At 46.2% G+C, this 24,997-nt stretch carries 20 protein-coding genes; 16 read left to right on the forward strand and 4 right to left on the reverse strand.

Annotation, left to right across the window (positions count from 1 at the left end; translation table 11 throughout):
- Positions 1-13: 13 nt before the first annotated feature.
- From DYB02_RS05820 to DYB02_RS05830, 3 genes are all read left to right on the forward strand, one after another.
- Positions 14-1,081, forward strand: coding sequence for a methyltransferase (locus DYB02_RS05820; RefSeq protein ID WP_005460567.1), 1,068 nt, complete (start codon positions 14-16; stop codon positions 1,079-1,081).
- Positions 1,082-1,089: 8 nt separating this feature from the next.
- Complete coding sequence (locus DYB02_RS05825) at positions 1,090-2,334, forward strand: NAD(P)/FAD-dependent oxidoreductase (protein WP_029804355.1); 1,245 nt, start codon at positions 1,090-1,092, stop codon at positions 2,332-2,334.
- Between the two features lie 193 nt (positions 2,335-2,527).
- Complete coding sequence (locus tag DYB02_RS05830; protein ID WP_029804354.1) at positions 2,528-3,268, forward strand: transglycosylase SLT domain-containing protein; 741 nt, start codon at positions 2,528-2,530, stop codon at positions 3,266-3,268.
- On the opposite strand, the gene DYB02_RS05835 is transcribed toward DYB02_RS05830, so the two are convergent.
- Entirely contained in the window at positions 3,258-4,610 is a 1,353-nt protein-coding gene (locus tag DYB02_RS05835) for a hemolysin family protein (RefSeq protein WP_029804352.1), read from the reverse strand. The genes DYB02_RS05830 and DYB02_RS05835 overlap by 11 nt on opposite strands.
- Positions 4,611-4,794: 184 nt before the next feature.
- On the opposite strand from DYB02_RS05835, the gene DYB02_RS05840 reads away from it, so the two are divergent.
- The 9 genes from DYB02_RS05840 (at position 4,795) to DYB02_RS05885 (ending at position 17,554) form a co-directional block, all read left to right on the forward strand.
- Positions 4,795-6,030, forward strand: coding sequence for a DEAD/DEAH box helicase (locus DYB02_RS05840; protein WP_021454305.1), 1,236 nt, complete (start codon positions 4,795-4,797; stop codon positions 6,028-6,030).
- A 251-nt stretch (positions 6,031-6,281) separates the two neighbouring features.
- Positions 6,282-6,944 carry a potassium channel family protein gene (locus tag DYB02_RS05845; protein WP_029804351.1) on the forward strand — a complete coding sequence of 221 codons (663 nt, stop codon included), beginning with the start codon at positions 6,282-6,284 and terminating at the stop codon, positions 6,942-6,944.
- On the forward strand, positions 6,941-8,308 hold the full coding sequence (locus DYB02_RS05850) for a TrkH family potassium uptake protein (RefSeq protein ID WP_005460587.1): 1,368 nt from the start codon (positions 6,941-6,943) through the stop codon (positions 8,306-8,308). Before DYB02_RS05845 ends, DYB02_RS05850 begins: the two co-directional genes overlap by 4 nt.
- 295 nt (positions 8,309-8,603) lie before the next feature.
- Positions 8,604-11,588: a M6 family metalloprotease domain-containing protein gene (locus DYB02_RS05860; RefSeq protein ID WP_029804636.1), complete on the forward strand. Its 2,985-nt coding sequence runs from the start codon at positions 8,604-8,606 to the stop codon at positions 11,586-11,588.
- A gap of 175 nt (positions 11,589-11,763) precedes the next feature.
- On the forward strand, positions 11,764-12,576 hold the full coding sequence (locus DYB02_RS05865; protein WP_025622389.1) for a sugar transporter: 813 nt from the start codon (positions 11,764-11,766) through the stop codon (positions 12,574-12,576).
- A gap of 179 nt (positions 12,577-12,755) precedes the next feature.
- On the forward strand, positions 12,756-14,225 hold the full coding sequence (locus tag DYB02_RS05870) for a protein adenylyltransferase SelO (protein ID WP_029804637.1): 1,470 nt from the start codon (positions 12,756-12,758) through the stop codon (positions 14,223-14,225).
- 202 nt (positions 14,226-14,427) lie between these two features.
- Positions 14,428-15,426 (forward strand): TRAP transporter substrate-binding protein, encoded by a 999-nt coding sequence (locus DYB02_RS05875; RefSeq protein ID WP_029804638.1) that lies wholly within the window; start codon positions 14,428-14,430, stop codon positions 15,424-15,426.
- An 88-nt stretch (positions 15,427-15,514) separates the two neighbouring features.
- Positions 15,515-16,189: a TRAP transporter small permease gene (locus DYB02_RS05880; RefSeq protein WP_005479032.1), complete on the forward strand. Its 675-nt coding sequence runs from the start codon at positions 15,515-15,517 to the stop codon at positions 16,187-16,189.
- Between the two features lie 3 nt (positions 16,190-16,192).
- A complete protein-coding gene (locus DYB02_RS05885; RefSeq protein WP_005495990.1) occupies positions 16,193-17,554 on the forward strand; it encodes a TRAP transporter large permease in 1,362 nt (453 codons plus the stop codon).
- Positions 17,555-17,601: 47 nt separating this feature from the next.
- On the opposite strand, the gene DYB02_RS25630 is transcribed toward DYB02_RS05885, so the two are convergent.
- From DYB02_RS25630 to DYB02_RS05900, 3 genes are all read right to left on the reverse strand, one after another.
- Complete coding sequence (locus DYB02_RS25630; RefSeq protein WP_021451574.1) at positions 17,602-17,784, reverse strand: hypothetical protein; 183 nt, start codon at positions 17,782-17,784, stop codon at positions 17,602-17,604.
- 76 nt (positions 17,785-17,860) lie between these two features.
- Entirely contained in the window at positions 17,861-19,198 is a 1,338-nt protein-coding gene (locus tag DYB02_RS05895) for a sigma-54-dependent transcriptional regulator (RefSeq protein WP_023584165.1), read from the reverse strand.
- Between the two features lie 4 nt (positions 19,199-19,202).
- Entirely contained in the window at positions 19,203-21,005 is a 1,803-nt protein-coding gene (locus DYB02_RS05900) for a sensor histidine kinase (RefSeq protein WP_029804640.1), read from the reverse strand.
- A gap of 46 nt (positions 21,006-21,051) precedes the next feature.
- Here DYB02_RS05900 and DYB02_RS25635 point away from each other — a divergent pair, with 46 nt between their 5' ends.
- The 4 genes from DYB02_RS25635 (at position 21,052) to clpX (ending at position 24,919) form a co-directional block, all read left to right on the forward strand.
- Positions 21,052-21,237, forward strand: coding sequence for a hypothetical protein (locus tag DYB02_RS25635; RefSeq protein ID WP_005482581.1), 186 nt, complete (start codon positions 21,052-21,054; stop codon positions 21,235-21,237).
- A gap of 293 nt (positions 21,238-21,530) precedes the next feature.
- Positions 21,531-22,835, forward strand: coding sequence for a trigger factor (gene tig, locus DYB02_RS05905; RefSeq protein WP_005460612.1), 1,305 nt, complete (start codon positions 21,531-21,533; stop codon positions 22,833-22,835).
- 105 nt (positions 22,836-22,940) lie between these two features.
- A complete protein-coding gene (gene clpP / locus DYB02_RS05910; protein ID WP_005460620.1) occupies positions 22,941-23,567 on the forward strand; it encodes an ATP-dependent Clp endopeptidase proteolytic subunit ClpP in 627 nt (208 codons plus the stop codon).
- A gap of 71 nt (positions 23,568-23,638) precedes the next feature.
- Positions 23,639-24,919: an ATP-dependent protease ATP-binding subunit ClpX gene (gene clpX / locus DYB02_RS05915; RefSeq protein WP_029804642.1), complete on the forward strand. Its 1,281-nt coding sequence runs from the start codon at positions 23,639-23,641 to the stop codon at positions 24,917-24,919.
- Positions 24,920-24,997 lie beyond the last annotated feature (78 nt).

Consider the following 24,997-nt stretch of genomic DNA (forward strand, 5'->3'; position numbering starts at 1 on the left):
GTTAGGTTTTTTCGTGTTAAATCAAAATAATGATCCTTTTAATGCTTTTGAAGCAAAAACAGAAGCTCAAAAATTATCTTTTGCCCCTATCGTTTTCCATACCGCGAGAACGCTCAGAGATTTGGGTATATTAGCGGCGCTCGATAGCGCTGGTTCAAAAGGCATGAGCGCCATTGATATCGCCGAAAAAACAGGCGTGTCAGAATATGGTGTCAAAGTGCTGCTAGACATGGCGATAAGTGCGCACATTGTTTTGTGGGAAAAACCTAACTACTCACTGGCCAACCTCGGGTTCTACTTGTTGTACGATGGCATGACCCAAGCAAACATGGATTTCACGGCCGACGTTTGTTATGCCGCGATGATGCACCTGACTGAAGCAATCAAAGACGGCAAACCTGCTGGACTGAAAGAGTTGGGCGATTGGGAAACCATCTATCAAGGGTTGTCGACATTACCTGAGCAAGCTAAGCAGAGCTGGTTTAAGTTTGATCACTTCTATTCGGATCGTTCTTTCCCATTGCTGCTTAAAGAAGTGTTTGCCAATGAGCCAAAACACATCGTCGATATCGGTGGCAATACGGGTAAATGGGCAATGCAGTGCTGCAACTACGATAAAGATGTGCATGTGACCATTGTTGATTTGCCGCAGCAATTGGAAGTCGCGATGTCTAACGTGGCAGAGAATCAGCTCAGCGAGCGCGTGCATCCGTATCCTGCCAATATGCTTGATAAAGCCCAAACATTGCCTGATCATGCCGATATTTGGTGGATGAGCCAGTTCTTAGATTGTTTCTCTCCAATTGAAATTTTAAATATTTTGAAGAAAGTGAAGGCGCAGTTGAGCGCGGGCGATACCGTTTACGTTCTCGAACTGTTTTGGGATGCGCAGAAATACGCGGGCGCGTCATACAGCTTAAATGCCACCTCGCTTTATTTTACCTGCCTAGCCAATGGTAATAGCCGTTTCTACCGTAGTGATGATTTCCTAGAAATTGTTGAAGCAGCAGGTCTCTCTGTTGTGGAAAGAACGGACAACATTGGCCTCGGACATACCTTATTAAAACTCCAAGCAAGCTAGTATAAAGAATGAAAACAGAGCACAAGCAAGTTGTCGTCGTTGGCGCAGGTCCTTCGGGTTCCACCGTTTCTGCGTTGCTAAAATCCCGTGGTATTGATGTTGTCGTGATCGAAAAAGCGACGTTCCCTCGTTTCTCAATTGGCGAAAGCTTACTTCCAGCTTGTATGGAGGTGGTTGAACTTGCCGGAATGACAGAGGCGGTGAAGCAGCATGGCTTCCAATTCAAAGATGGTGCGGCGTTCCGTTGTAACGGGGTCTACACCCACTTTGATTTCACCGACAAATTTACCGCAGGACCAGGCACTACATTTCAGGTTCAGCGCGCCAGCTTTGATAAAGTGCTCGCTGACAGCGCCGCAGAGCAGGGCGTCGACATTCGTTATCAGCATGAGCTGGTTAGCTTGGCGTTTGAAGGCAAAAAATCGCGCTTAGAAGTGGTTGGACCCGACAAGCAGGCGTATCAAATCGAAGCCGATTTTGTTTTGGATGCGAGTGGTTTTGGCCGAGTGCTGCCGCGTTTACTGGATCTGGAAGAACCTTCTTGCCTTCCTCCAAGAAAAGCGATCTTTACGCATATTGAAGATCATATTTCACCACAAGAGCCAGAGTACGATCGCAACAAAATTCTGATTTCAGTCCATCCTGAAAATCACGACGTATGGTACTGGCTAATTCCATTCTCGAATGGTACGTGTTCGTTTGGTGTGGTGGGTGAGCCTGAGTTTTTCGAGCAATACCCAGAAGATAAGCTTGCAGCTTTGCAGCAGTTGGCTAATGAAGAGCCGGGTTTGGCGTCTTTATTGCGAAACGCGAAGTACCCAAATCCCGTAGGTGAGTTGGGTGGCTATTCAGCGAACGTCAAACGCTTAGCCACAGAACACTACGCGCTGCTTGGTAACGCGGGCGAATTTTTGGATCCGGTATTCTCATCGGGTGTCACTATCGCGATGAAGTCCGCTCAATTTGCTGCTGATTGCGTTGTGCGTCAATTGAACGGCGAAGTGGTTGATTGGCAAGAAGAGTACTCAGAACGCTTGATGGTTGGTGTCAACACGTTCCGCACTTATGTGGAAGGATGGTACAACGGCACGCTTCAAGACGTGATTTTCTACCAAGCTCCAAATCCACGTATTAAACAGATGATCAGTGCAATATTGGCTGGTTACGCGTGGGATACCGAGAACCCATACGTCAAGCAAAGTGAACAACGCTTGTCGACGCTGGCTGAGTTAGTGCGTGGCGAAGGTTTTTAAATTACCAAGAAAAAACCATTAAAAACATCTCATTAGCCCCATCTGTGATTCATAGATGGGGCTTTTTATTGCCTTGATTTTAATAAGGTTATTTCTTTTTTTGGTGGGTTATTGAACGTTGAGATTGCTCTAAAAGTGATCTTGGTCACATAAATATTTGTTGTAGCTGATATTTCTATAAAAATTGTAGGAAATGGATTACATTTTGGGAGTGTTCTCTCAACTTGGTTATGTCGTGAAAAAGGTATCTAAGCGACTGTATAGATTAGTAAAGTTTAAAAAACGGCAGCCACTCAAAGCTGTATTGTTTTCCTTTACTTCCATGTTGAAGGGCAGGCAGCAGCGCCTCATTAAAAAGCTTCCTTTTTATCCCGAACGTTCCCATCGATGTATTTTTTCTCCCGAGCCATTTCAAGAGCCTTCTGAGCATGTTTTGGCATGGGGACAACGAGTTAGCCCTGCATTCAAAAGCAAAGTGGTCGAAATTTGCTCTGAGCTAGAAATCAACCCGAATCATCTAATGGCTTGTATGGCCTTTGAGACGGCTGAAACGTTCAGCCCTAGCATTAGAAACGGCTCTGGGAGTGGTGCGACAGGTCTGATTCAGTTCATGCCCGCAACCGCGAAAAACTTGGGGACGAGTACTAAGCATCTCGCCATGATGAGCGCCGTTGAACAGCTCGATTATGTGAAAGCTTACTTTTGGCCTTATCGACACCGAATGTCTTCGTTGGAAGATGTTTACATGGCGATTCTCTACCCCGCGGCAATCGGGAAATCACCCTCACACGTGCTGTTCAAACAAGGTTCGATCGCTTACCGACAAAATGCAGGCATCGATCGTCACAGCAAAGGGAGCATTACGTTGAGTGACGTCTCTTACAAAGTTAGGCAGAAGCTGGCGAAAGGTTTGCAGCCTAACTTTATGGGTTAGCGTCGCCATCGTTGGTGTCGGTGGTTGTTTCCGACTCTGTCTCTCGGCTCACTTTAACTTGCACAATCCGGTGATGCTTGACGTTTAACACCTCAAACTGCCAGCCCTCATAGTCGACCAACTCTCCTGCATGTGGAAGGCGTCCTAGCCACCAAGTTAAAAAGCCATTGAGGGTTTGAAAACCTTCACTCTCTTCGCCTTCAATTGTGGTCAATCCCAGTTTGTATTTGAGTTCGTTGAGAGGAATCAGCGCATCCATCAGCCAACTGCCGTCTTTTTGCTGCTTCGCCCAGATTTGTTCTGGTGCCATTCCTAATTCGCCAGCAATGGACTTGAGCAAATCGTATAAGGTGACTAAGCCTTGCACGTCGCCATATTCATCAACAATAAATACCATCTCTGCGCTGGTTTGTTGCATGTAGTTCAGCAGAGGCAAGCCTTTCATCGACTCCGGTACAAAGCGCGGATGTTTGAGCAATTTACCGAGTCTCGAAACAGACAGGTGGTCGTACTCATCAAGCAATACTTTTGAGGAAATGGTGCCGATGATGTTATCTAAACCGCCTTTGCACACTGGCCAAACTGAGTGTTGAGTTTGACGTAGGTGTTTTAGAATCGCATTCAGCGGCAAATTGGTGTCCAAAAAGTGGATGTCGCAGCGCGGCGTCATTAAAGACAGGGCTAAACGATCATTAAGGTGCAGTAGCTTGCGGATCATCAGTTGTTCTTGCGGTTCGATGGCTCCTGATTCCGAACCTTCATTGACGACGGCAAAGATGTCTTCTTCTGTGACGATTTCGCCTTGGTTTTCGTTTTGGCGCAGAAGTTTAAGTAACGCGTCTGTCGACACAGTAAGTAAGAACACAAAAGGTCTGGCAAGTTTGGCTAACCAATGAATCGGATAGGCGACCACAATTGCGATGCTTTCCGCGTTGTTTTGCGCAAAACGTTTTGGTACGAGCTCGCCGATGATGATCGCGAAGTAAGTGATCAAAATAACAACGCTGGTGGTCGCAAGAATGGTGGCGACTTCGCGCTCTAGCCCTTGGGCAACGAGCCAGTGTTCAAAAGGAATGGACAGCGTCGCTTCACCAAAAATGCCACTGAGTAGACCGATGGCAGTAATGCCGATTTGGATAGTCGAAAGAAACTGGGTAGGGTTATTTTTTAGTTCTAAAGCGAGCGCAGCAGGTGCGTTGTCTTCGGCCATCATTTTTAGTCGGCCGCTTTTCGCCGCGACTAACGCAATCTCAGACATAGCGAAAATGCCGTTTAGTGCGATCAATCCAACAAGCAATAAAATGTCCATGGAGCCTTCCAGTAATGCACACGTTAGCAGCATAACGAGATTCTCTCGCGAGAAACGTGAGGTTGTGAATAATTCAACGCGTCATGCCAACAGAATGTCTTATTAAAAGGATAGAGTTCATTTGTTGAATGTGGTTTTCGCGTCCAGACGAATGATTCTGTTACTTGACTGGGATTCTGATAAACTACGCGCCCATTTCCTCTTTAGAGACGTTTCTATGCCATTTTCTAAGCTTGGTTTAAGCGCACCAATTACGGATGCCGTAACGGCGCTGGGTTACGAAAAACCGACTTCTATCCAACAAAAAGCGATTCCAATTGTGCTGCGTGGCAGCAACTTGATCGCGGCTGCGCAAACCGGCACGGGTAAAACCGCCAGCTTTGTGTTGCCAATCTTAGAAAAGCTCAGCCAAGGTGAGACGCAACGTAAAAAGCGCGCTCGTGCCATCATTCTTACGCCAACGCGCGAACTGGCTCTGCAAGTGCATCAAAGTATTGAAGCGTACGGGAAGAACTTGCCACTGCGCTCAATGGCGATGTTTGGTGGCGTGGAATATGCGCCGCAGAAACAAGCGCTGATTGAAGGCGTAGATATTGTGGTGAGCACACCAGGACGTCTGATTGATTTATACGGCCAGCGTGCGATCCATTTTGATGAAGTGGAAATGCTGGTATTGGACGAAGCCGATAAGATGCTTGATATGGGCTTTATCGACTCGATCGATAAGATCATCGATTGCATGCCAGAAGATGTTCAAAGCTTGCTGTTCTCGGCTACGTTGTCGAACCCAGTTCGTGATTTGGCCAAAAACGCGATTGTTGATCCTGAAGAGATTACGATTGCAAAACACAGCGCATCTAAGTCGAACATCAAGCAGTGGATCACCACCGTCGATAAAGACATGAAGTCATCGCTTTTGAGCCACATGTTGAATGAAAACGACTGGTCGCAAGTGCTGATCTTTATTGAAACAAAACACGGTGCGGCCAAATTGGTTAGCCAGCTTGAGAAGCGCGGTATTGTGGCTGAAGCGTTCCACAGTGGTCGCAATCAGCGTGTTCGTCAGGAACTGATTGAGAAGTTCAAGGCGGGTGAAATTCAGTATCTGGTTGCAACTGGCGTTGCCGCGCGTGGTATTGATATCGACAACTTACCAGTAGTGATTAACTACGATTTACCATTCCCTGCGGATGAGTACGTACACCGCATCGGGCGTACTGGCCGTGCTGGCGCGCAAGGTGAAGCGATCTCTTTGGTATCGAAGGATGATTTCAAAAACCTGTGCATGATTGAAAGCCGTCTGGGCCACTTGCTTGAGCGTGTTGAAATCGAAGGTTTTGCTCCAAGAAAGCCAGTGCCGATTTCGATTTTGAATTACGTACCTAAGAATAAGCGTAAACCGCAAGACAATCGTCCGCGTCGTGAGCATTCTGAACCGCGTGACGCAAAATAGTCTGCTGATACATTGAAAGCAAAGCCGCATTCGTGCGGCTTTTTTGCGTTTAGAACCGCCGAAAACACGATGGATTTTGTCTGGTTTGTCGATCGTGATGAGGAAAAAAGTTAAATCGTGTCATACGCTTAACACTCAAAATGCAAATAACTGCGTAAATGTTTTGTCAAATTTCTGTCCTCATATTTGCAGAAGGGCAGGAATAGGCGCAGACTTTCGCGCTTGCTAATGAATGCATAAATGAGGCACGAATGAAAACAGGTGATAAGCAATTCGCTGTTATTGGTCTTGGCCGATTTGGTTTGGCGGTATGTAAAGAATTACAAGATTCTGGGTCACAAGTCTTAGCGGTCGACATCAATGAAGATCGAGTGAAAGAAGCTGCAGGTTTTGTGAGTCAGGCCATTGTGGCAAATTGTACTCATGAAGAAACGGTCGCAGAGCTCAAGCTCGATGATTACGACATGGTGATGATTGCCATTGGTGCAGACGTGAATGCCAGTATTCTTGCTACTCTGATAGCAAAAGAGGCGGGTGTAAAATCGGTATGGGTAAAAGCTAACGACCGATTCCAAGCTCGCGTTCTGCAAAAAATTGGCGCAGACCACATCATCATGCCAGAGCGCGATATGGGCATTCGTGTGGCGCGCAAAATGCTGGATAAACGCGTACTCGAATTTCATCCATTGGGCAGCGGATTAGCGATGACAGAGTTTGTTGTTGGCTCGCGTTTGATGGGTAAAACGTTAAGCGATTTGGCGCTGTGCAAGGTCGAAGGCGTGCAAGTGTTGGGCTTTAAACGTGGCCCTGAAATCATCAAAGCGCCTGATATGAGCACCACGCTTGAAATCGGCGATCTCATTATTGTGGTTGACCCGCAAGACAAGTTGGCAAACAAGCTGAAATCATTATGACGCAATTTCATCAGAGAGGCGTTTTTTACGTCCCAGACGGCAAACGAGATAAAGCGAAAGGTGGCGAACCGCGCATTATATTGCTGAGCTTTCTCGGAGTGTTATTGCCTTCTGCTGTTCTGCTTACACTACCGGTTTTTTCGGTTTCTGGTCTGTCTATTACTGACGCGTTGTTTACCGCGACTTCAGCCATTAGTGTAACTGGGTTGGGTGTGGTCGATACCGGCCAACATTTTACGCTCGCGGGTAAAATTCTTCTGATGTGCTTGATGCAGATCGGCGGCTTAGGGCAAATGACCTTATCTGCGGTGCTGCTCTATATGTTTGGGGTGCGCTTGAGTCTACGTCAGCAAGCGTTAGCCAAAGAAGCACTTGGTCAAGAAAGGCAAGTCAACCTGCGTCGTTTAGTGAAAAAGATCGTCACATTTGCGCTGGTGGCAGAGGCGATTGGTTTTGTCTTCCTCTCGTATCGTTGGGTGCCAGAAATGGGGTGGCAGACGGGCATGTTCTATGCGCTGTTTCATTCTATTTCGGCTTTCAACAATGCTGGCTTCGCTCTCTTCTCTGACAGCATGATGAGTTTTGTCAACGATCCGTTAGTGAGTTTCACCTTAGCTGGTCTGTTTATCTTTGGCGGCTTGGGTTTTACTGTGATTGGTGACGTTTGGCGACATTGGCGTAAAGGTTTCCACTTCTTACATATTCACACCAAAATCATGCTGATTGCCACGCCGTTACTGCTGTTGGTGGGAACGGTGCTGTTTTGGCTTTTGGAACGTCACAACCCCAACACTATGGGGTCACTCACTACTGGCGGGCAATGGTTGGCCGCTTTCTTCCAATCAGCCAGTGCGCGGACAGCGGGTTTTAACAGTGTTGATTTAACGCAGTTCACGCAACCGGCATTACTCATCATGATCGTTTTGATGTTGATTGGTGCGGGTTCGACCTCTACGGGGGGGGGTATCAAGGTGTCTACTTTTGCTGTCGCGTTTATGGCGACGTGGACGTTCTTGCGTCAAAAGAAGCACGTGGTGATGTTTAAGAGAACGGTAAACTGGCCAACGGTAACGAAGTCACTGGCAATCATTGTGGTGAGCGGAGCAATTCTCACCACCGCGATGTTTTTGTTGATGCTGACGGAGAAAGCTTCTTTTGACAAAGTGATGTTCGAAACGATTTCTGCTTTTGCAACGGTTGGGCTTACTGCAGGTTTGACGGCGGAGCTTTCGGAACCAGGTAAGTACATCATGATCGTCGTGATGATCATTGGCCGTATTGGGCCTTTGACGCTCGCATATATGTTAGCGAGACCAGAACCAACCTTGATTAAGTACCCAGAAGACACGGTTCTTACTGGTTGATTTGTCAGTAATAAGCAAAATGAACGTAAAATAACGCTTTGAATTTAAAGTGATATTTTGACTTTTTTGAGCGCCGATTGGTCATCGGCGCTCAAACATTTATAAATAACGTGGTCTTCTGCTCAAATTTTCTTTTTGATCCCCTTGTCAGCATTCCCTTATCCTTTCATTTCTGTACCATTCATTCACTTAATTTATATCTAATGCGTAAATAACCATCCGGTAACCGCTCATTAAATTGATGGGTATCTGAGTTCGTTTTACGCATGGTGAATTGAAAAGATGGAGCCGTACTTTGAAATTCCACACCCTTGCCTTGACCATGCTGACTGCACTTGTTGCCGGAAACAGTATGGCAACGACACCACCATCGCCAATTTGGCATCCGATCACGCTGAGTGACGGAAGCAATAGCGAGGCGATTTTACGCGGAACTGCTGATTTCCATTGGTTTGAAGACAAACAAGGCAATGCCTTGATTCAGGAAGATGGTGTTTGGTTTTTTGCTCAGATCCAGCGTAATTCAGACACCCCTGAGTTGCTCTCTACTGGTATTGAGAAAACCCAATCCAGTGATGCGCCTGATTCAGCGAAGTTTCGTCCTGACGTGCAAGTTAAGCCGGAGCTGTCTTCGTTAAAAGCGATTGAACCTATGGCTCGCCAAAACTTATTGCGCACGGCACAAGGTTATCAGGCGATGAGCAGCTCGAGCGTGAAACAGCAGCCTTTGTTGGTTGTGCAGGTTTCTTTTAACGATCAAGCGATGGTGCACAATTTCGAGCAACGTGTTTTCGACACGAATGGCCAAAGCGTTGTGGATTACTTTGATAAAAACTCTCAAGGTAAATTTAAAGTCGTCCCAGCTATCGAGAGTTACGGCACCGCAAATGATGGTGTGATCAATGTGTCCGTGGCACAAAGCCACCCAAATTGTCACTCTAGTTCTAGCGACACCACATGTACGGCCAAGCTGAACGCCGTGTTTACAGAGGCCTACCAAAAACTGGATCCGTACTTCAATCTTTCTGCTTACGACAGTAACCAAGATGGAACCGTTGAACCTTCAGAGTTGTCAGTGATGTTTATCTTTGCTGGTGGCGACCGTTCAACCGGATTCCTTGACCGTCCTGCTATCTGGCCACACAAATTCTCTCACAATGATGTCACGCTAGATGGCAAAAAGATCACTGACTACTGCGTGTTTGCTGACTACCAAGTTGATCATCAAGCGACGTTGGGTGTGATCGTACATGAGCTTGGCCACTTAATGCTTGGCTTGCCGGACTTGTACGCAAGGAACAGTGACGCTTCGATCGGTTCTTGGGGCGTGATGGGTGCTGGTTCATGGGCGAAGAAACCGGGTGATTCGTACTCAGGTGATACGCCCGTTAACATGAGCGCATGGAGCAAACACGCGGCTGGTTTCGTTGTACCAACGATCACTCATGAAAGCCCGACGCCTATTTCCGTGAATAACGACGACGTCAAATTGGTGTATCTCGACCCATACTTAAAAGAGTTTGGCCCACGCGTGTATTTGGAAAACCGTACCTTTAGCGGTTACGACCGAGCATTGGCGGCAGAAGGTGTATTGGCGACGTCTGTGAACGTCCAGAACCGCTTTAACGATGTTGGCGCGATGCAGGTTCAAATCATGCAGGCTGATGGTCTGAATGAGTTAGAAAATGATGGAAGCAGTGATGCCGGCGATTTGTACCCTAACGGTGGCACTGAGATTTCCGACACTTCTAATCCAGGACTTCAAGCAATTGCTGGGTTTGAAACTGGTGTTCGTATTTCTAACATTGCTAGCAGTACGAATGGCGGCAGTTTCTCCCTTGAGCAAGCGAGCGAGCCGAACAAATCGGCTTGGCTGAACTCTCTCTATCAAGGTTATGTGTTTGCTAGTGGCACAAATACGCTGGCGGTTTCACTCGATTTAAATAACGCTACAGAACTGGATGGTATTCAGCTATACGCGCAAAGAAGCAGCCTTCAAAGTGACATGACTTACCGAGTATGGCGATTCCCATTCTCAGGTAATGCGGGTTACCGTTTGGTGTTAGACCAAGACAGCGCTGAACTGCTACAACAAGGTTCTTTCCAAAAATCATCACGAATCTTATTCCCTCAGCCAAGTCAACTAAGTGCTGGTCAGCATCTGTTGGTGGTGGAATTGGAAGGCGGTGAGTTTGAAGCGAACTTTGATTTCGGTCGTGTTCTAAAAACTGAAAAATCCTCTTTACCAGAGATGTGGACAGGCAGCAATAGCGACATGTACACATTTGGTTTGAATCAGACAGGCTTCTCTTTCGTACCGTTTGCCGCGCTGCTGAATGTGGATGCGAGTCATGTCGTTGAGGCAAAAGCAGACTCATTGCAAACCGATAAGAACAAGTCAATCGAGTTGAACTTGATGGACAATGACTTTATGGCCGTTGGTTATCAGTTCAATGTGGACATCGTTCAACAACCAGAACATGGCACCATTTCGGGTAATCAGTATCAACCTGACATGAACTTTGTTGGCTTGGACCGTTTTCAATATCGTTTGTTGTCGATTGATGGTGCCTACTCATCTTCAATTGTGAATGTTCAGGTGGAAGTGCTTGGCAGCAACGAAGCGCCAGTGGCCGTGATTAATGTTGATAATCAAGACATGACGGTTGGGCAGCGAGTCACGTTGTCTGCACTAAATAGTACGGATGCTGATGGTGACGTGTTGAGTTATCGATGGGAGCAGTTGGCTGGCACTTCAGTTTCTCTTGGCAATGCAACCATTGTTAGCGCTAGCTTTACGGTGCCTCAAGGTGCAAAAGCGGGTGAGGTTCTAACATTCCGTCTTACGGTGGCGGATCCAAGTAACGAAACTTCCAGTGCGACCATCGATTTAACCGTGCAAAACTCAGCTCCAATTACGCTAGCGGATACGGCGACAGTCGCCGTCGGTGAAAGCATTGTGATTGATGCAGCGGGCAATGATTCGGACGTGAACGGCGATAAACTGGTTGTACAAAGTGTACAAAACTTAACGAGCGTAGGAATCGCGAGTGTAGAGAACGGAAAAATCCGCTTTCAAGCACCGGATAGTCCGGCTGACGGCATCAAGCTGCGGTATACGGTTTCGGATGGCAAAGGCGCTACTGCAACGGGGCAAGTGACCGTGACGGTTGTTGCTTCTTTGAAAACAACGACGTTTAAAAACTCGGAGGGTGGCGGCAGCGTTTCTTATTGGGCTCTGATGTTACTTGCAATATTGGGCTGGCGACGCCGCGTCTAAAACGGTATTAAATTTACGGTATAAGCCACTCGCATCGAGTGGCTTATTTTTTGTGTCTGATTTATTTCGAATTTGCTCTCATTATCTTATGAGATGTGTTTCTCATTATTTTTAAAGCGATTTTTCTACTCTGCGGTTACCCTAGGGGCAGATTTTTACAAATTAAGGATGTTGTATGTCAACCGAGGACTTTTCTGTTTCGGCAATATGCCGAGAAGCGGCAGTGATGGTCAGAAGGAACCTACTCGCAATTGTCATTGCGTGTATTCCATTAATCATCGTGCACTCAATTTTTGTGTTTATGTATCCTGAAATGACGGGGCAAGATCAAGCGAGCGTCCAAGAAGGAAACATCACGGGATTTTATTTCGTCACAATCGTTTTATACCCACTTGTTGCTGCGATGGCTGCTGTGCGTGTGCACCGGATTTATTTGGTTGGCGATTACATGCACTCGGCGTTGGATGTGTTTCGTTTGTCGGCCCGAGAATTCCGTTTCATTGGCTGGTGGATATTGTTTGGACTGATGATGATGCTCGTCATTGGTATCCCAATCTTTGTATTGTCGTTTATCTACATTGCAGAAAGCGGTGAACCCGATTTTGTCGCCATGGCGTTTATCACAACAGTTGCAAGCATTCCGGGCTATTGGGTGATGGCGCGTTGGTCGTTTGTGCTGCCAGCGACCGCAATGGATCATCAGCCGCGCAGTTTGCGTCGTTCATGGAACCAAAGCAGACCATACAACAAGCAAGTATTCATTTTGATGGGATTAATTCCATTAGGTGCAGGATTGCTCAGTCAGCTTATCTTTAGCCACTTTACGAACTTCTTCATGCTGAGTTTTGTTGGCGTTGCCTATGGTATTTTCGGCGCGTACCAGCTGGCATTGTTATCGTTGAGCTATAAAACGGTAGTGGATATCGAACGCGCTCGTTTTGATACGCCATCAGAGCCACCAAAAACGGGTGAAGAATTTTCCGCTTAATCAATTTGATCGTTTTTACATACCACCTCCGTTTGTGAGGTGATATGTAGCGGGTGAATACCTTTCCTGCCGTCTTCGCGTTATTCTCGCAATAATACCCATGCCCATTTCATGGCTGAATGGCAGTGACGTTCACACGTATACTGACAACAGTACTTCTTTTTATTAAGGAACCCCACATGTCCATTTGGCAACGGGTCAGTTTCACCCATCGCTTTAGTCAATTACCGTCAGCTTTCTATACTTTGGTCGCGCCACAACCCTTGGATAATACTCGCTGGGTTGCTTGGAATGGTGAGTTTGCGCAGCAGTTTGGTTTACCAGCAGCGCAAAACGATGAGCTATTGGCGGTTTTTTCTGGGCAAAGCGAATTCGAACAGTTTCGTCCTCTGGCGATGAAATACGCAGGGCATCAGTTTGGCGTCTACAACCCAGACTTGGGCGATGGACGTGGATTGCTGTTGGCGGAAATTGAGCATCAAAATGGCACTTGGTTTGATATTCACCTTAAAGGTGCGGGGCTAACACCCTACTCGCGAATGGGGGACGGCAGGGCTGTGTTGCGCTCAACCATTCGTGAGTATCTATGTAGCGAAGCCATGGCGGGGCTTGGGATCCCGACGACTCGTGCTCTTGGCATGATGGTCAGTGACACGCCTGTTTATCGCGAGAAAACAGAATTCGGCGCAATGTTGATTCGTATGGCGGAGACCCACGTGCGTTTTGGCCATTTCGAGCATCTTTTCTATACCAATCAATTGGCAGAGCAAAAGTTGCTGGCGGACAAAGTCATCGAGTGGCACTTTGCTGATTGTGCGTCGGCAGAGAAGCCATACGCTGCAATGTTTGGCGAAATTGTTCAGAAAACAGCGGACATGATTGCTTACTGGCAAGCGTATGGGTTTGCTCATGGCGTGATGAACACCGATAACATGTCAATTCTCGGGCAAACCTTTGATTACGGGCCATTTGGTTTTCTCGACGATTATGAACCGGGGTACATTTGTAACCATTCTGATTATCAGGGGCGTTATGCGTTCGAGCAGCAACCGCGAATTGCCCTGTGGAATCTTTCTGCTTTGGCGCATGCCTTATCACCGCTTGTCGAGCGAGAAGATTTAGAACAGGCACTGAGCCAATTTGAAGGGCGTTTAAGCCAGCAGTTTAGCCGCTTGATGCGCAGTAAGCTGGGTTTGAAAACAAAAATTGCAGAAGACGGACGTTTGTTTGAGTCGATGTTTGAACTGCTTAATCAGAATCATACCGACTACACGCGATTCTTTAGAGCGTTGTCCAACCTCGATAAACAGCCAGCGCAAGAGGTCATCGATTTGTTTATTGACCGGGAAGCCGCCCAAGCTTGGCTTGATTTGTATTTGGCTCGATGTGAGCTGGAGGTAGATAAAATTGGTGAGCTGATTTCAGCCGAGCAGCGTTGTGAACAGATGCGCCAAGCCAACCCGAAATACATTCTTCGCAACTACCTTGCGCAATTGGCTATCGATAAAGCTGAGGAAGGTGATTTCAGCGAAGTTCATCGTCTTGCTGAGATACTTCGCCATCCATACGATTCGCAACCAGAGTTTGAAGCGTATGCCAAACTGCCGCCAGAGTGGGGGAAAAAGATGGAGATCAGCTGCTCCTCATAAATGGGTCATTTCCCACCCATATCCTTTGGGTTTGTGGGTGGATTTCCCTCCTTTTGGCTCTCGCTTGTCAACTTTAATATTTTAATGGATTGATTTTAAATAAAAAAATAGTTGGTCTGTTAATTGCTCTTTGATGAACATCCGTACCCATCACCTTAACTTCATGGACGGGATGGGATGTGATTTATCAAGGAGAATAATAATGTTAAAGCCTCTAACCCTACTATCTGTCTCTGCTCTTGCTGTTACCAGTTTTAATGCCGCTGCGAATTGTGACCCAGGTGAAACGGTCATCAAATTCAGCCACGTGACTAATGCGGACAAACACCCAAAAGGCATTGCTGCTTCGTTGCTTGAAAAACGTGTCAACGAAGAAATGAACGGAAAAGTGTGCATGCAGGTGTTTCCAAACTCAACGCTTTACGATGATGACAAAGTGTTGGAAGCTCTTCTAAATGGTGATGTTCAACTCGCTGCTCCTTCTCTTTCTAAGTTTGAGAAATTCACCAAGAAGTATCGCCTTTTCGATCTGCCTTTCTTGTTTTATGATGTTGCTGCTGTTGACCGCTTCCAAAACTCTGAAGCGGGAGAGAAGCTGAAAAACTCAATGAAACGTCGTGGTCTACAAGGCATTGCGTTCTGGCACAACGGTATGAAGCAAATGTCTGCCAATAAACCTCTGATGGTGCCAAGCGATGCGAAAGGACTTAAGTTCCGCGTTCAAGCTTCTGACGTTCTTGTTGCCCAGTTCGAGCAACTTGGCGCAAACCCTCAAAAAATGTCCTTCAAAGAAGTTTACGGCGGTCTACAAACGAAGGTTATCGATGGTCAAGAGAACACTTGGTCAAACATCTACGGTAAGAAGTTCTTCGAAGTTCAAGATGGCATCACGGAAACCAACCACGGTATTTTGGATTACCTCGTTGTGACATCGAACGATTTTTGGCAGAAGCTACCAGAAGATCAGCGTGAACAGCTCAATACCATCATTCAAGAAGTGACTGTTGAGCGTAACGCGGAATCGACCAAAGTGAACTTGGCGAATAAAAACAACATCATCGAAGCGGGTGGTGTGGTTCGTACGCTAACGCCAGAGCAGCGTCAAGAGTGGGTGACGGCTCTGCAACCAGTGTGGAAAAAGTTTGAGAAAGACATTGGTTCTGACCTGATTGAAGCGGCTTTGGCTTCAAACCAACAATAACAAAAACGATATCCATTCGCCCTCGGACTCTCTCTAAGCCGAGCTGAGGATGAGGGCTTTTTCCCTTTACTGATGACGTGATGTAATTATGGAACCGACTTTTTTTGCCAAGGCTGGACGAATCACCGATGCCATTGAAGAAACCTTGATTGCTTTCTTCTTAGGTGCGATGACATTGCTGACGTTTGCTAATGTCATTTTTCGCTATGTCTTTAACGATAATATTCTCTGGGCGTTAGAGCTCACCGTATTCATGTTCGCGTGGATGGTTTTAGTTGGCGCTTCGTACGGTGTGAAAAAACACTTTCACATTGGCGTGGATGTCATCATCAATATCGTACCTGAAGGGCGCCGTAAACTCCTTGCGCTAGTCGCAGCGGCCTGCTGCCTAACCTTTTCGATTCTGCTTTTGATTGGTGCTTGGAATTATTGGTATCCCTTTGCGACAGAGCGCGCATGGTATGAAACCGACGATATCCCAATGCCTGAGTTTTTACAGTTCTTAGCGGATTGGCTTAATGAAGGCGAGCGCTACGAAAAACTGCCACGCTTTATTCCTTATTTCGCTTTGCCGCTTGGTATGGCGATGCTCACTTTCCGTTTTTTACAAGTCACTTGGCAGATCGCTACAGGCAAGCTGGATCGCTTGATTGCAGGGCATGAAGCTGAGGAAGAACTGGAAGCCTTAAAAGAAGAAATGAGTGAAGCTGGCGATGCCATGACTCCTCGTTCCTCGAACGATTCTGAGCACAAGGAGCGCTAAGCCATGGATATTTTACTACTGTTTTTAATGGTGATTGGCTTCATGCTCATTGGTGTGCCAATCGCAATTTCTCTGGGTCTTTCCAGTGTACTTTTCTTAATGCTGCATTCCGATGCCTCTTTGGCGTCAGTTGCTCAAACGCTGTTTAACGCCTTTGCTGGTCACTATACATTGTTGGCGATACCTTTCTTCATTTTGGCCTCAAGTTTTATGTCGACAGGTGGCGTTGCAAAGCGAATCATCCGATTTGCGATTGCCATCGTCGGTTGGTTCCGTGGTGGTCTCGCCATGGCTTCTGTTGTGGCATGTATGATGTTTGCAGCACTGTCTGGCTCTTCACCAGCAACCGTGGTCGCTATCGGTAGTATCGTCATAGCGGGGATGATCAAAAACGGTTACTCGAAAGAGTTTGCTGCGGGTGTTATCTGTAACGCAGGTACTTTGGGGATCTTGATTCCGCCATCGATCGTGATGGTGGTGTATGCTGCTGCGACCGATGTGTCAGTGGGGCGTATGTTCCTTGGTGGTGTGATCCCGGGTTTGCTGGCTGGCGTGATGTTGATGATCGCTATCTACATTGCGGCGAGGATTAAGAATCTACCTAAGCAACCATTCGTGGGATGGAAAGAAACGTTTGATGCAGCCAAAGATGCAAGTTGGGGCTTGCTGCTGGTGGTGATCATCCTTGGCGGTATCTATGGCGGTATTTTCACACCAACAGAGGCTGCGGCAGTTGCGGCGGTGTACTCATTCTTTATCGCGAACTTTATATATAAAGACATGGGACCATTTGCTGATAAGCAAAACACCAAACCAGCGATCGTCAAAGTGATTCAGACCTTTGTGCATGAAGACACTAAGCATACCTTGTATGAAGCGGGCAAGCTTACCATCATGCTGCTGTTTATCATTGCTAATGCACTGATCTTAAAACACGTACTGACTGAAGAACGTATCCCTCAGATGATCACGGAATCGATGCTGTCTGCTGGTCTTGGACCAATTACGTTCTTGATAGTTGTGAACTTATTGCTCCTGATCGGTGGTCAGTTTATGGAGCCTTCGGGCTTATTGATCATCGTTGCTCCTTTGGTGTTCCCAATTGCCATTGCGCTGGGCATCGACCCAATTCACCTCGGTATCATGATGGTGGTGAACATGGAAATCGGCATGATAACGCCACCAGTCGGGTTGAACCTGTTTGTAACGGCTGGGGTGGCAAGAATGTCGATGATGAATGTTGTAAAAGCGGCATTGCCATGGGTGGGTGTCATGTTCTTGTTCTTGATAATTGTGACTTATGTTCCTTGGGTATCAACCTGGCTACCAACGACCTTGATGGGGCCAGAAATAATCACTAAATAACACATTTTCCGAATTACATTCACGCAACCAAAAAGAGGTGTGAGCTATCACACCTCTTCGTCTATGGATTTAAAATCTTGTTTTCTCGGATCGGGATGGACTCTGCGCTCATAGCCGTGCCACTTCTTTTTGTTTTTACGTCGGTCTTCACCGGAGCGCCTTTCTTCTTGATACTGGCCGTCTACCATCACTGTATCGGTAATGATCGGTATCCTCACTTTTTCATTCATATCCATATGAGCCCAATAATTGCCTTAGCAAAATTATGATTCAAGTTGGATATAATACCAATCGCGCGAACCGGTTTTATTTATAGAGCTCTTTATCTATCTGATAGCGTTGCATTTTGTCATACAGCGTTTTTCGAGGCACATTCAACTGTTCCATCGTTTGTTTGATGCTGCCATTGTTTTCCAGTAGCGCATTTTCTATCGCTGCCTTTTCAAACTCCGCCACTTGCTCTGCAAGGCTACTGGTTGAGGCGGGGATGGAACTTGGTTCGCCTAATTGGATGAGTTTACCTAATAAAACGAAACGCTCTGCTGCATTGCGCAGTTCTCGGACATTTCCCGGCCAATCGTGAGCCATTAGCTGAGCCAAATCTTGTGCTGAAAGACTTGGCGAACTTTTACCATAGCGCGACGCCGCGACTAAAAGAAAATGGTGGAAAAGGGCAGGGATGTCTTCCTTGCGTTCACGTAAGGGAGGCAAATCTAGCGTAACCACGTTGAGGCGGTAGTAGAGGTCTTGACGAAATGTGCCTTGTTCCGCCGCACGTTTAAGATCCACTTTCGTTGCCGCGACAACGCGAATGTCGAGAGGTAAAAGTTCGTTTGAGCCAACGCGTTCAATCACGCGCTCTTGCAGGACGCGCAACAAACGAATTTGTGCCTGAATTGGCATCGATTCGATTTCATCCAAGAAGAGTGTGCCGCCCTGCGCAAATTCAAACTTACCAATACGCCGACTTTCTGCACCAGTAAATGCGCCTTTTTCGTGACCATAGAGTTCGCTTTCAATTAAGTTTTCTGGCACCGCGCCACAGTTCACCGCCACAAAGTTATTGTTTCTACGAGAACTTTGTTCGTGCAGTGAGCGGGCGATAAGCTCTTTACCTGTACCTGTTTCGCCAAACAGCAGAATATCGGCATCAGTATCAGCAATTTGGGTGATGGTTTCTCGCAGCGTTTGGATGCTGGTGGTTTCACCGATGATTCGGGGGCCAAGCGTTTGGCTCGCTTTGAGTGATTGACGAAGTTTCTCATTTTCGTTCGTCAGTTGGCGTCTTTCAATGGCGCGTTTTACGGTTTCAACCAAGTGTTCTGGCGCAAAAGGTTTCTCTATAAAATCGTAGGCCCCTTGGTGTAACGCATTTACGGCCATTGAGATGTCACCATGGCCTGTAATCATGATGACTGGCAGATTTGGGTCGCGTTGAACTAACGTGGTTAACAAGTCCATGCCTGAAATACCGGGTAAGCAGATGTCGGTCACAATCACACCAGCTTCGTCGCTTTGTTTCATGGCTAACAAGGCGGATTCCGCATCGGAAAAAAAAGTCGCTTCGATATCGGCTAGCTCAAACGTTTGTTCTATTGCTAATCGAAGGTCGGCTTCATCATCAATAAAAAACACCTGACACATTATTCTATCCTTCTGATTGTTCGGTGCGTTGGCATATTGGTAAACACAATGAGAATCGAGCGCCACCTTGGGCTCTGTTATGAGCGCTCAAGCTGCCGTTCATACCAGCCAATATTTGCTGAGATATAGAAAGTCCTAATCCCAATCCATTCTTTTTAGTTGTTAAAAACGGTTCGCAAAGTTCGGACAGTGTGTGCGAACCAAGCCCAGGGCCATTGTCATCGACATGAATCATCACTTTGTTTTCATCCGTATCCGTTTCAACGAGCAACCACACTTGTTTATCTTGTTGTTCTTTTACGGCTTCAATTGCGTTTGTCAGCAAGTTAACCAGAACTTGCTCCAATTGAATGGTATTGATTTGAACCTCGATGTCGTCAGTAGGAAGTTCGGTAGCAAGTAGAACACGAGCAGATTTAAAAGCGGGTTTCATGAGCTCTTTTGATGAGGCTATCACGGGCAACAGGCGTGTTTGGGTAAGCTCATTGCCGCTGGCCTTTTTGGCAAACGAACGCAATTGCTGGCTGATGTTTGCCATTCTGTCTGTGAGGGCTGAAATGCGAGTGAGATTATCTTCGACTCGATCATACTTTTCTTTCTGAAGGAACAATTTTCCATTCTCAGCAAAGCTACGAATGGCTGCCAACGGATTATTCAGCTCATGGCTGATGCTCGCTGACATTTGACCGAGAACTGCCAGCTTAGCCGCTTGAATCAACTCATCTTGGGTCAAACGCAGTGTTTGCTCCGTTTCGGTTCGCTGCGCAATTTCAGCCTGTAACTCTGCTGTTCTCGCCATGACTTGAAATTCTAACTTCTGATTCGCTTCTTGTTGGATTCGTTCTAACTGCAAATGACGTTGTTGGCGGTGATAAATCAACTGGCCAATCAAGAACAAAACCGTAAAGGCCAACGTAAGCACAACGATATAGCCCATCGTAACCCAAACGATGGATTGTTTTGGCGAAAGCACACGAATCGTTAGCCTTAACTCAGGTAAAGGCAGTGAAGAGACAACCAGTGTCCCTTTATTGTAGGGGTAGCCTTGTTTCAGTTCAGAATTTGGTGCATTCAAGTTGCCGACAAAGCCCAATGTCGGAATCGGTGTGTCGAGATATTGTCTACTCGTCCAAACTTGCTTTTTATCTGCATCACTTAACGGTTGTAGGCTTTTGAATAGCCAATCCTGCCGGCTGCTCATAAAGACAATATTGTGAGGGTCGCTGGCCACGAACACGCTGTCAGGTTGTTGCCAGTTATCTTCAATTTTACTCAAATCCATTTTTACGACCACGATGCCCAACACGCCGCCAGCATAAATTATTGGATATGAGTAGTAATAGCCACGTTGGCCGGATGTTGAGCCCAGAGCGTAATATTGGCTGCTTTCACCGCTGATGGCTTGTTTAAAGTAAGGTCTAAAAGCAAAGTTGCGTCCAATAAAAGAGCGCTTTTTACGCCAGTTACTTGCTGCAATGGTCGTGCCCCATTGATCAATCAAATAAGTATCTGCCGCTTCAATAACGTTGTTCACCGATTCTAGATAGCGATTGGTGATTTCGAGTTGAGCGCTATTTGAAGGATTCAGTAGAGCTTCAAAAAGAGGATCATCTTTGGCTAAAAGATTGGGTATATGGGCGTATTTATCGAGCTTATTTTTGATGTGGCTAGAAAATTGTTCGAGCTGTGATTGGTGTTTATCTAGCAAAGATTGATAGCTGTGTTGCCACACCCAGCGCCCGCCCACAATGGCGCACAGGAAATATAAGGCGAAAAAAATCAGTAAAATACGATTTCGTTGAGACATCCTTGCATTCCTATTACACGTCCTTTTTATGCCTTTAGAAATGTTAATGGGTTGTAGGGATGATGGGGGATTTAGTTTTCAACTCTGTGGAGTAAAACAAGAGCAAGATCTCTTTTTACGCTTTTCAATAAAAAAAGCAGTCGATTCTCTTGAAAAAGTCGCTATTGTCCCCATTCTAGATATGCTGACGCGCTCATTGGGTGTTTTAATCCCATTTTTGGCAAAAAAATGAGTCAGCTTTCGAGAATTTAGCGCAGACAATGTCCACATAGTGGCTATTGGCTCGACAGGGTTGCGACAGATCGCTAGAATGTCGCGTCTAAAAATTCTGTCCTGAGGCTAATAGGAGATACCTTTGATATTTCTGTCGAAGATATCACTGATTAGTCTGGTGCTGAGAATCAGCATCAATACTCGATTTTAAATTAGGTGTTCGGACAGAACACTACACAAGGATGAAGCGTTAACTTAAAGAGTTACGCTCATACGCTCGGATAACCGAGCCACTTTAGAGGTTTATAAATAATGCAAGTTACTGTTGAAACGCTAGAGGGCCTAGAGCGCCGTCTAAACATTACTGTTCCAGCTGCAAACATCGAAGATGCTGTAACAGCTGAACTACGCAACATCGCTAAAAACCGTCGTTTCGATGGTTTCCGTAAGGGTAAAGTGCCTCTAAAAATGGTTGCTAAGATGTACGGCAAAGCAGTACGTCAAGACGTTCTTGGTGAAGTTATGCAACGTCACTTCATCGAAGCGATCGTAAAAGAGAAAATCAACCCAGCTGGCGCTCCAACTTTCGCTCCTGTAGAAAACAAAGAAGGTGCAGACCTAGTTTTCACAGCAACTTTTGAAGTTTACCCAGAAGTTGAACTAAAAGGCCTAGAAAACATCACTGTTGAGAAGCCTCTAACTGAAGTTAAAGAAGCAGACGTAGAAGAGATGATCGAAACTCTACGTAAGCAACAAGCAACTTGGGTTGAAGTTGAAGAAGCAGCAGAAGCTGGCAAACGCGTAAGCATCGATTTCGTTGGTTCTATCGACGGCGAAGAGTTTGAAGGCGGTAAAGCTGAGAACTTCCCACTAGAAATGGGCGCTGGTCGCATGATCCCTGGTTTCGAAGACGGTATTGCAGGTAAAACTGCTGGTATGGAATTCGACATCGACGTAACTTTCCCAGAAGATTACCACGCTGAAAACCTAAAAGGTAAAGCGGCTAAGTTCGCAATCAAAGTGAACAAAGTTGAAGCTCGTGAACTTCCAGAACTAAACGACGAATTCGTTGCTAAGTTCGGTGTTGCTGAAGGCGGTGTAGACGCACTTAAAGCTGAAGTACGTAAGAACATGGAACGCGAACTTAAGCAAGCTGTTAAGACTCGCATCAAAGAGCAAGCAATCGAAGGTCTAGTTAAAGAAAACGAAATCGACGTTCCTGCTGCACTTATCGAGCAAGAAATCCACGTTCTACGTCAACAAGCGGCACAACGCTTCGGTGGTAACCCAGAAGCAGCTGCACAGCTTCCACGTGAACTGTTCGAAGAACAAGCTAAGCGTCGCGTAGTTGTTGGTCTTCTACTAGGTGAAGTAATCAAGTCTGAAGAGCTAAAAGCGGACGACGAGAAAGTTAAGGCTCTAATCGAAGAAATGGCTACTGCATACGAAGATCCATCAGAAGTTATTGCTTACTACGAGCAAAACGAGCAAATGATGAACAACATGCGTAACGTAGCTCTAGAAGAGCAAGCAATCGACGCGATCATCGCTAAAGCACAGGTTACTGAGAAAGAAGTAGGCTTCAACGAGCTACTTAACCAACAACCTGCTGCTTAATAAGCAATATCTTGCGTAGAAGGTTGACTTAACGTTAACTATTCTGCTAACAATGGTCCGTATGATAGTCATCATCCGGGCCATTTATTTTAGGGACATAAGAATATGAGCTACCAAGAAAAAAATGCAATGTCGCCAATTATGGACGCACTAGTACCAATGGTGGTTGAGCAAACTTCCCGAGGCGAGCGTTCTTACGACATCTACTCACGTTTACTTAAAGAGCGCGTGATTTTTTTAACTGGTCAAGTGGAAGACCACATGGCAAACCTTGTCGTGGCTCAGCTACTTTTCCTAGAATCTGAAAATCCAGATAAAGACATTTTCCTATACATCAATTCTCCAGGCGGCAGCGTAACTGCAGGTATGTCAATTTACGACACAATGCAGTTTATTAAACCAAATGTAAGCACTGTATGTATGGGTCAAGCTTGTTCTATGGGCGCATTCCTGCTTGCAGGTGGTGCTGCTGGTAAACGTTACGTTCTTCCTAACTCACGTGTGATGATCCACCAACCACTAGGTGGTTTCCAGGGTCAAGCTTCTGATATCCAAATCCATGCTCAGGAAATCCTGACCATTAAACAGAAGCTAAACAACCTGTTAGCAGAACATACTGGCCAGCCTCTTGAAGTGATTGAACGCGATACCGATCGTGACAACTTCATGTCAGCAGAGCAGGCTGTGGAATACGGTATCGTGGATGCAGTGTTGAGCCATCGCGGCGCGTAATTTAGCCAGCGCATTTTGGCAAAAATTGATATACACTCATTCATGAAGAGTAAAGGCTAAGAGGTTAGCGAATGACAGATAAAAGCAAAGAAAGTGGCAGCGGTAAATTGCTGTACTGTTCTTTCTGCGGCAAAAGTCAGCACGAAGTTCGCAAGCTAATCGCAGGTCCGTCAGTTTACATTTGCGACGAGTGTGTCGACCTATGTAACGATATTATTCGCGAAGAAATCAAGGATGTTCTCCCTAAGAAAGAATCTGAAGCGTTACCAACGCCAAAACAGATCCGTGAACACCTTGACGACTATGTGATCGGACAAGATTACGCGAAAAAAGTGCTCGCAGTTGCGGTATATAACCACTACAAGCGTTTACGCAATGGTGATACAACGAGCGAAGGTGTGGAGCTTGGTAAAAGTAACATCCTTCTAATTGGTCCTACAGGTAGTGGTAAAACGCTGCTTGCTGAGACGCTAGCTCGATTCTTGGATGTGCCATTCACAATGGCAGACGCAACCACACTAACCGAAGCTGGTTATGTGGGTGAAGACGTTGAAAACATCATCCAAAAGCTTCTGCAAAAATGTGATTACGATGTAGCGAAAGCTGAACGCGGCATTGTTTACATTGACGAAATTGACAAAATTTCACGCAAAGCTGAAAACCCATCAATTACGCGTGACGTATCTGGTGAAGGTGTTCAGCAAGCGCTATTGAAACTTATCGAAGGTACGGTTGCTTCAGTTCCACCTCAAGGTGGTCGTAAGCATCCACAGCAAGAATTCCTACAAGTGGACACGTCTAAGATTCTGTTCATCTGTGGTGGTGCATTTGCTGGTTTAGATAAAGTTATCGAACAGCGTATAGCTACGGGTACTGGTATCGGCTTTGGTGCAGAAGTGCGCTCGAAGAACGAAACCAAAACCGTCGGCGAACTGTTTACTCAGGTTGAGCCAGAAGATCTAGTGAAGTATGGTTTGATTCCAGAATTCATTGGTCGTCTTCCTGTGACAACAACACTGACAGAGCTTGATGAAGAAGCGTTGATTCAGATCCTATGTGAACCGAAAAACGCACTGACCAAGCAGTATGCAGCATTGTTTGAGCTAGAAAACGCAGAGCTTGAATTCCGTGAAGATGCCCTTCGTGCTATCGCGAAGAAAGCAATGGAACGTAAGACAGGTGCTCGTGGTTTGCGTTCAATTCTGGAAAGTGTTCTGCTTGAAACCATGTACGAACTGCCATCTGCGACAGATGTAAGTAAAGTCGTGATTGATGAATCCGTCATCAATGGTGAGTCAGAACCACTGCTTATTTACAGCAATGCCGACAATCAGGCAGCTGGAGCAGAATAAATTCAGCCATGAATGAAAAAGGAGGTAAGTAATTACCTCCTTTTTTTATTTCTCTTATTGAATCCAAACAATTAGCCC

Origin of the sequence: Vibrio parahaemolyticus (assembly GCF_900460535.1) — a bacterium.
In the GTDB taxonomy this organism is placed as follows: Bacteria; Pseudomonadota; Gammaproteobacteria; order Enterobacterales; family Vibrionaceae; genus Vibrio; species Vibrio parahaemolyticus.

Excerpts from the sequence above, each read along its gene's own strand:
- DYB02_RS25630 (WP_021451574.1), bottom strand. The coding sequence starts at position 17,784 with ATGAATGAAAAAGTGAGGATACCGATCATTACCGATACAGTGATGGTA.
- clpX (WP_029804642.1), top strand. The coding sequence starts at position 23,639 with ATGACAGATAAAAGCAAAGAAAGTGGCAGCGGTAAATTGCTGTACTGT.
- DYB02_RS05835 (WP_029804352.1), bottom strand. The coding sequence starts at position 4,610 with ATGCTGCTAACGTGTGCATTACTGGAAGGCTCCATGGACATTTTATTG.
- DYB02_RS05885 (WP_005495990.1), top strand. The coding sequence starts at position 16,193 with ATGGATATTTTACTACTGTTTTTAATGGTGATTGGCTTCATGCTCATT.
- DYB02_RS05830 (WP_029804354.1), top strand. The coding sequence starts at position 2,528 with ATGGATTACATTTTGGGAGTGTTCTCTCAACTTGGTTATGTCGTGAAA.
- DYB02_RS05880 (WP_005479032.1), top strand. The coding sequence starts at position 15,515 with ATGGAACCGACTTTTTTTGCCAAGGCTGGACGAATCACCGATGCCATT.
- DYB02_RS05875 (WP_029804638.1), top strand. The coding sequence starts at position 14,428 with ATGTTAAAGCCTCTAACCCTACTATCTGTCTCTGCTCTTGCTGTTACC.
- DYB02_RS05900 (WP_029804640.1), bottom strand. The coding sequence starts at position 21,005 with ATGTCTCAACGAAATCGTATTTTACTGATTTTTTTCGCCTTATATTTC.
- DYB02_RS05865 (WP_025622389.1), top strand. The coding sequence starts at position 11,764 with ATGTCAACCGAGGACTTTTCTGTTTCGGCAATATGCCGAGAAGCGGCA.
- DYB02_RS05840 (WP_021454305.1), top strand. The coding sequence starts at position 4,795 with ATGCCATTTTCTAAGCTTGGTTTAAGCGCACCAATTACGGATGCCGTA.
- DYB02_RS25635 (WP_005482581.1), top strand. The coding sequence starts at position 21,052 with ATGGGTTGTAGGGATGATGGGGGATTTAGTTTTCAACTCTGTGGAGTA.
- DYB02_RS05850 (WP_005460587.1), top strand. The coding sequence starts at position 6,941 with ATGACGCAATTTCATCAGAGAGGCGTTTTTTACGTCCCAGACGGCAAA.
- tig (WP_005460612.1), top strand. The coding sequence starts at position 21,531 with ATGCAAGTTACTGTTGAAACGCTAGAGGGCCTAGAGCGCCGTCTAAAC.
- DYB02_RS05895 (WP_023584165.1), bottom strand. The coding sequence starts at position 19,198 with ATGTGTCAGGTGTTTTTTATTGATGATGAAGCCGACCTTCGATTAGCA.
- DYB02_RS05870 (WP_029804637.1), top strand. The coding sequence starts at position 12,756 with ATGTCCATTTGGCAACGGGTCAGTTTCACCCATCGCTTTAGTCAATTA.
- DYB02_RS05825 (WP_029804355.1), top strand. The coding sequence starts at position 1,090 with ATGAAAACAGAGCACAAGCAAGTTGTCGTCGTTGGCGCAGGTCCTTCG.
- DYB02_RS05845 (WP_029804351.1), top strand. The coding sequence starts at position 6,282 with ATGAAAACAGGTGATAAGCAATTCGCTGTTATTGGTCTTGGCCGATTT.
- clpP (WP_005460620.1), top strand. The coding sequence starts at position 22,941 with ATGAGCTACCAAGAAAAAAATGCAATGTCGCCAATTATGGACGCACTA.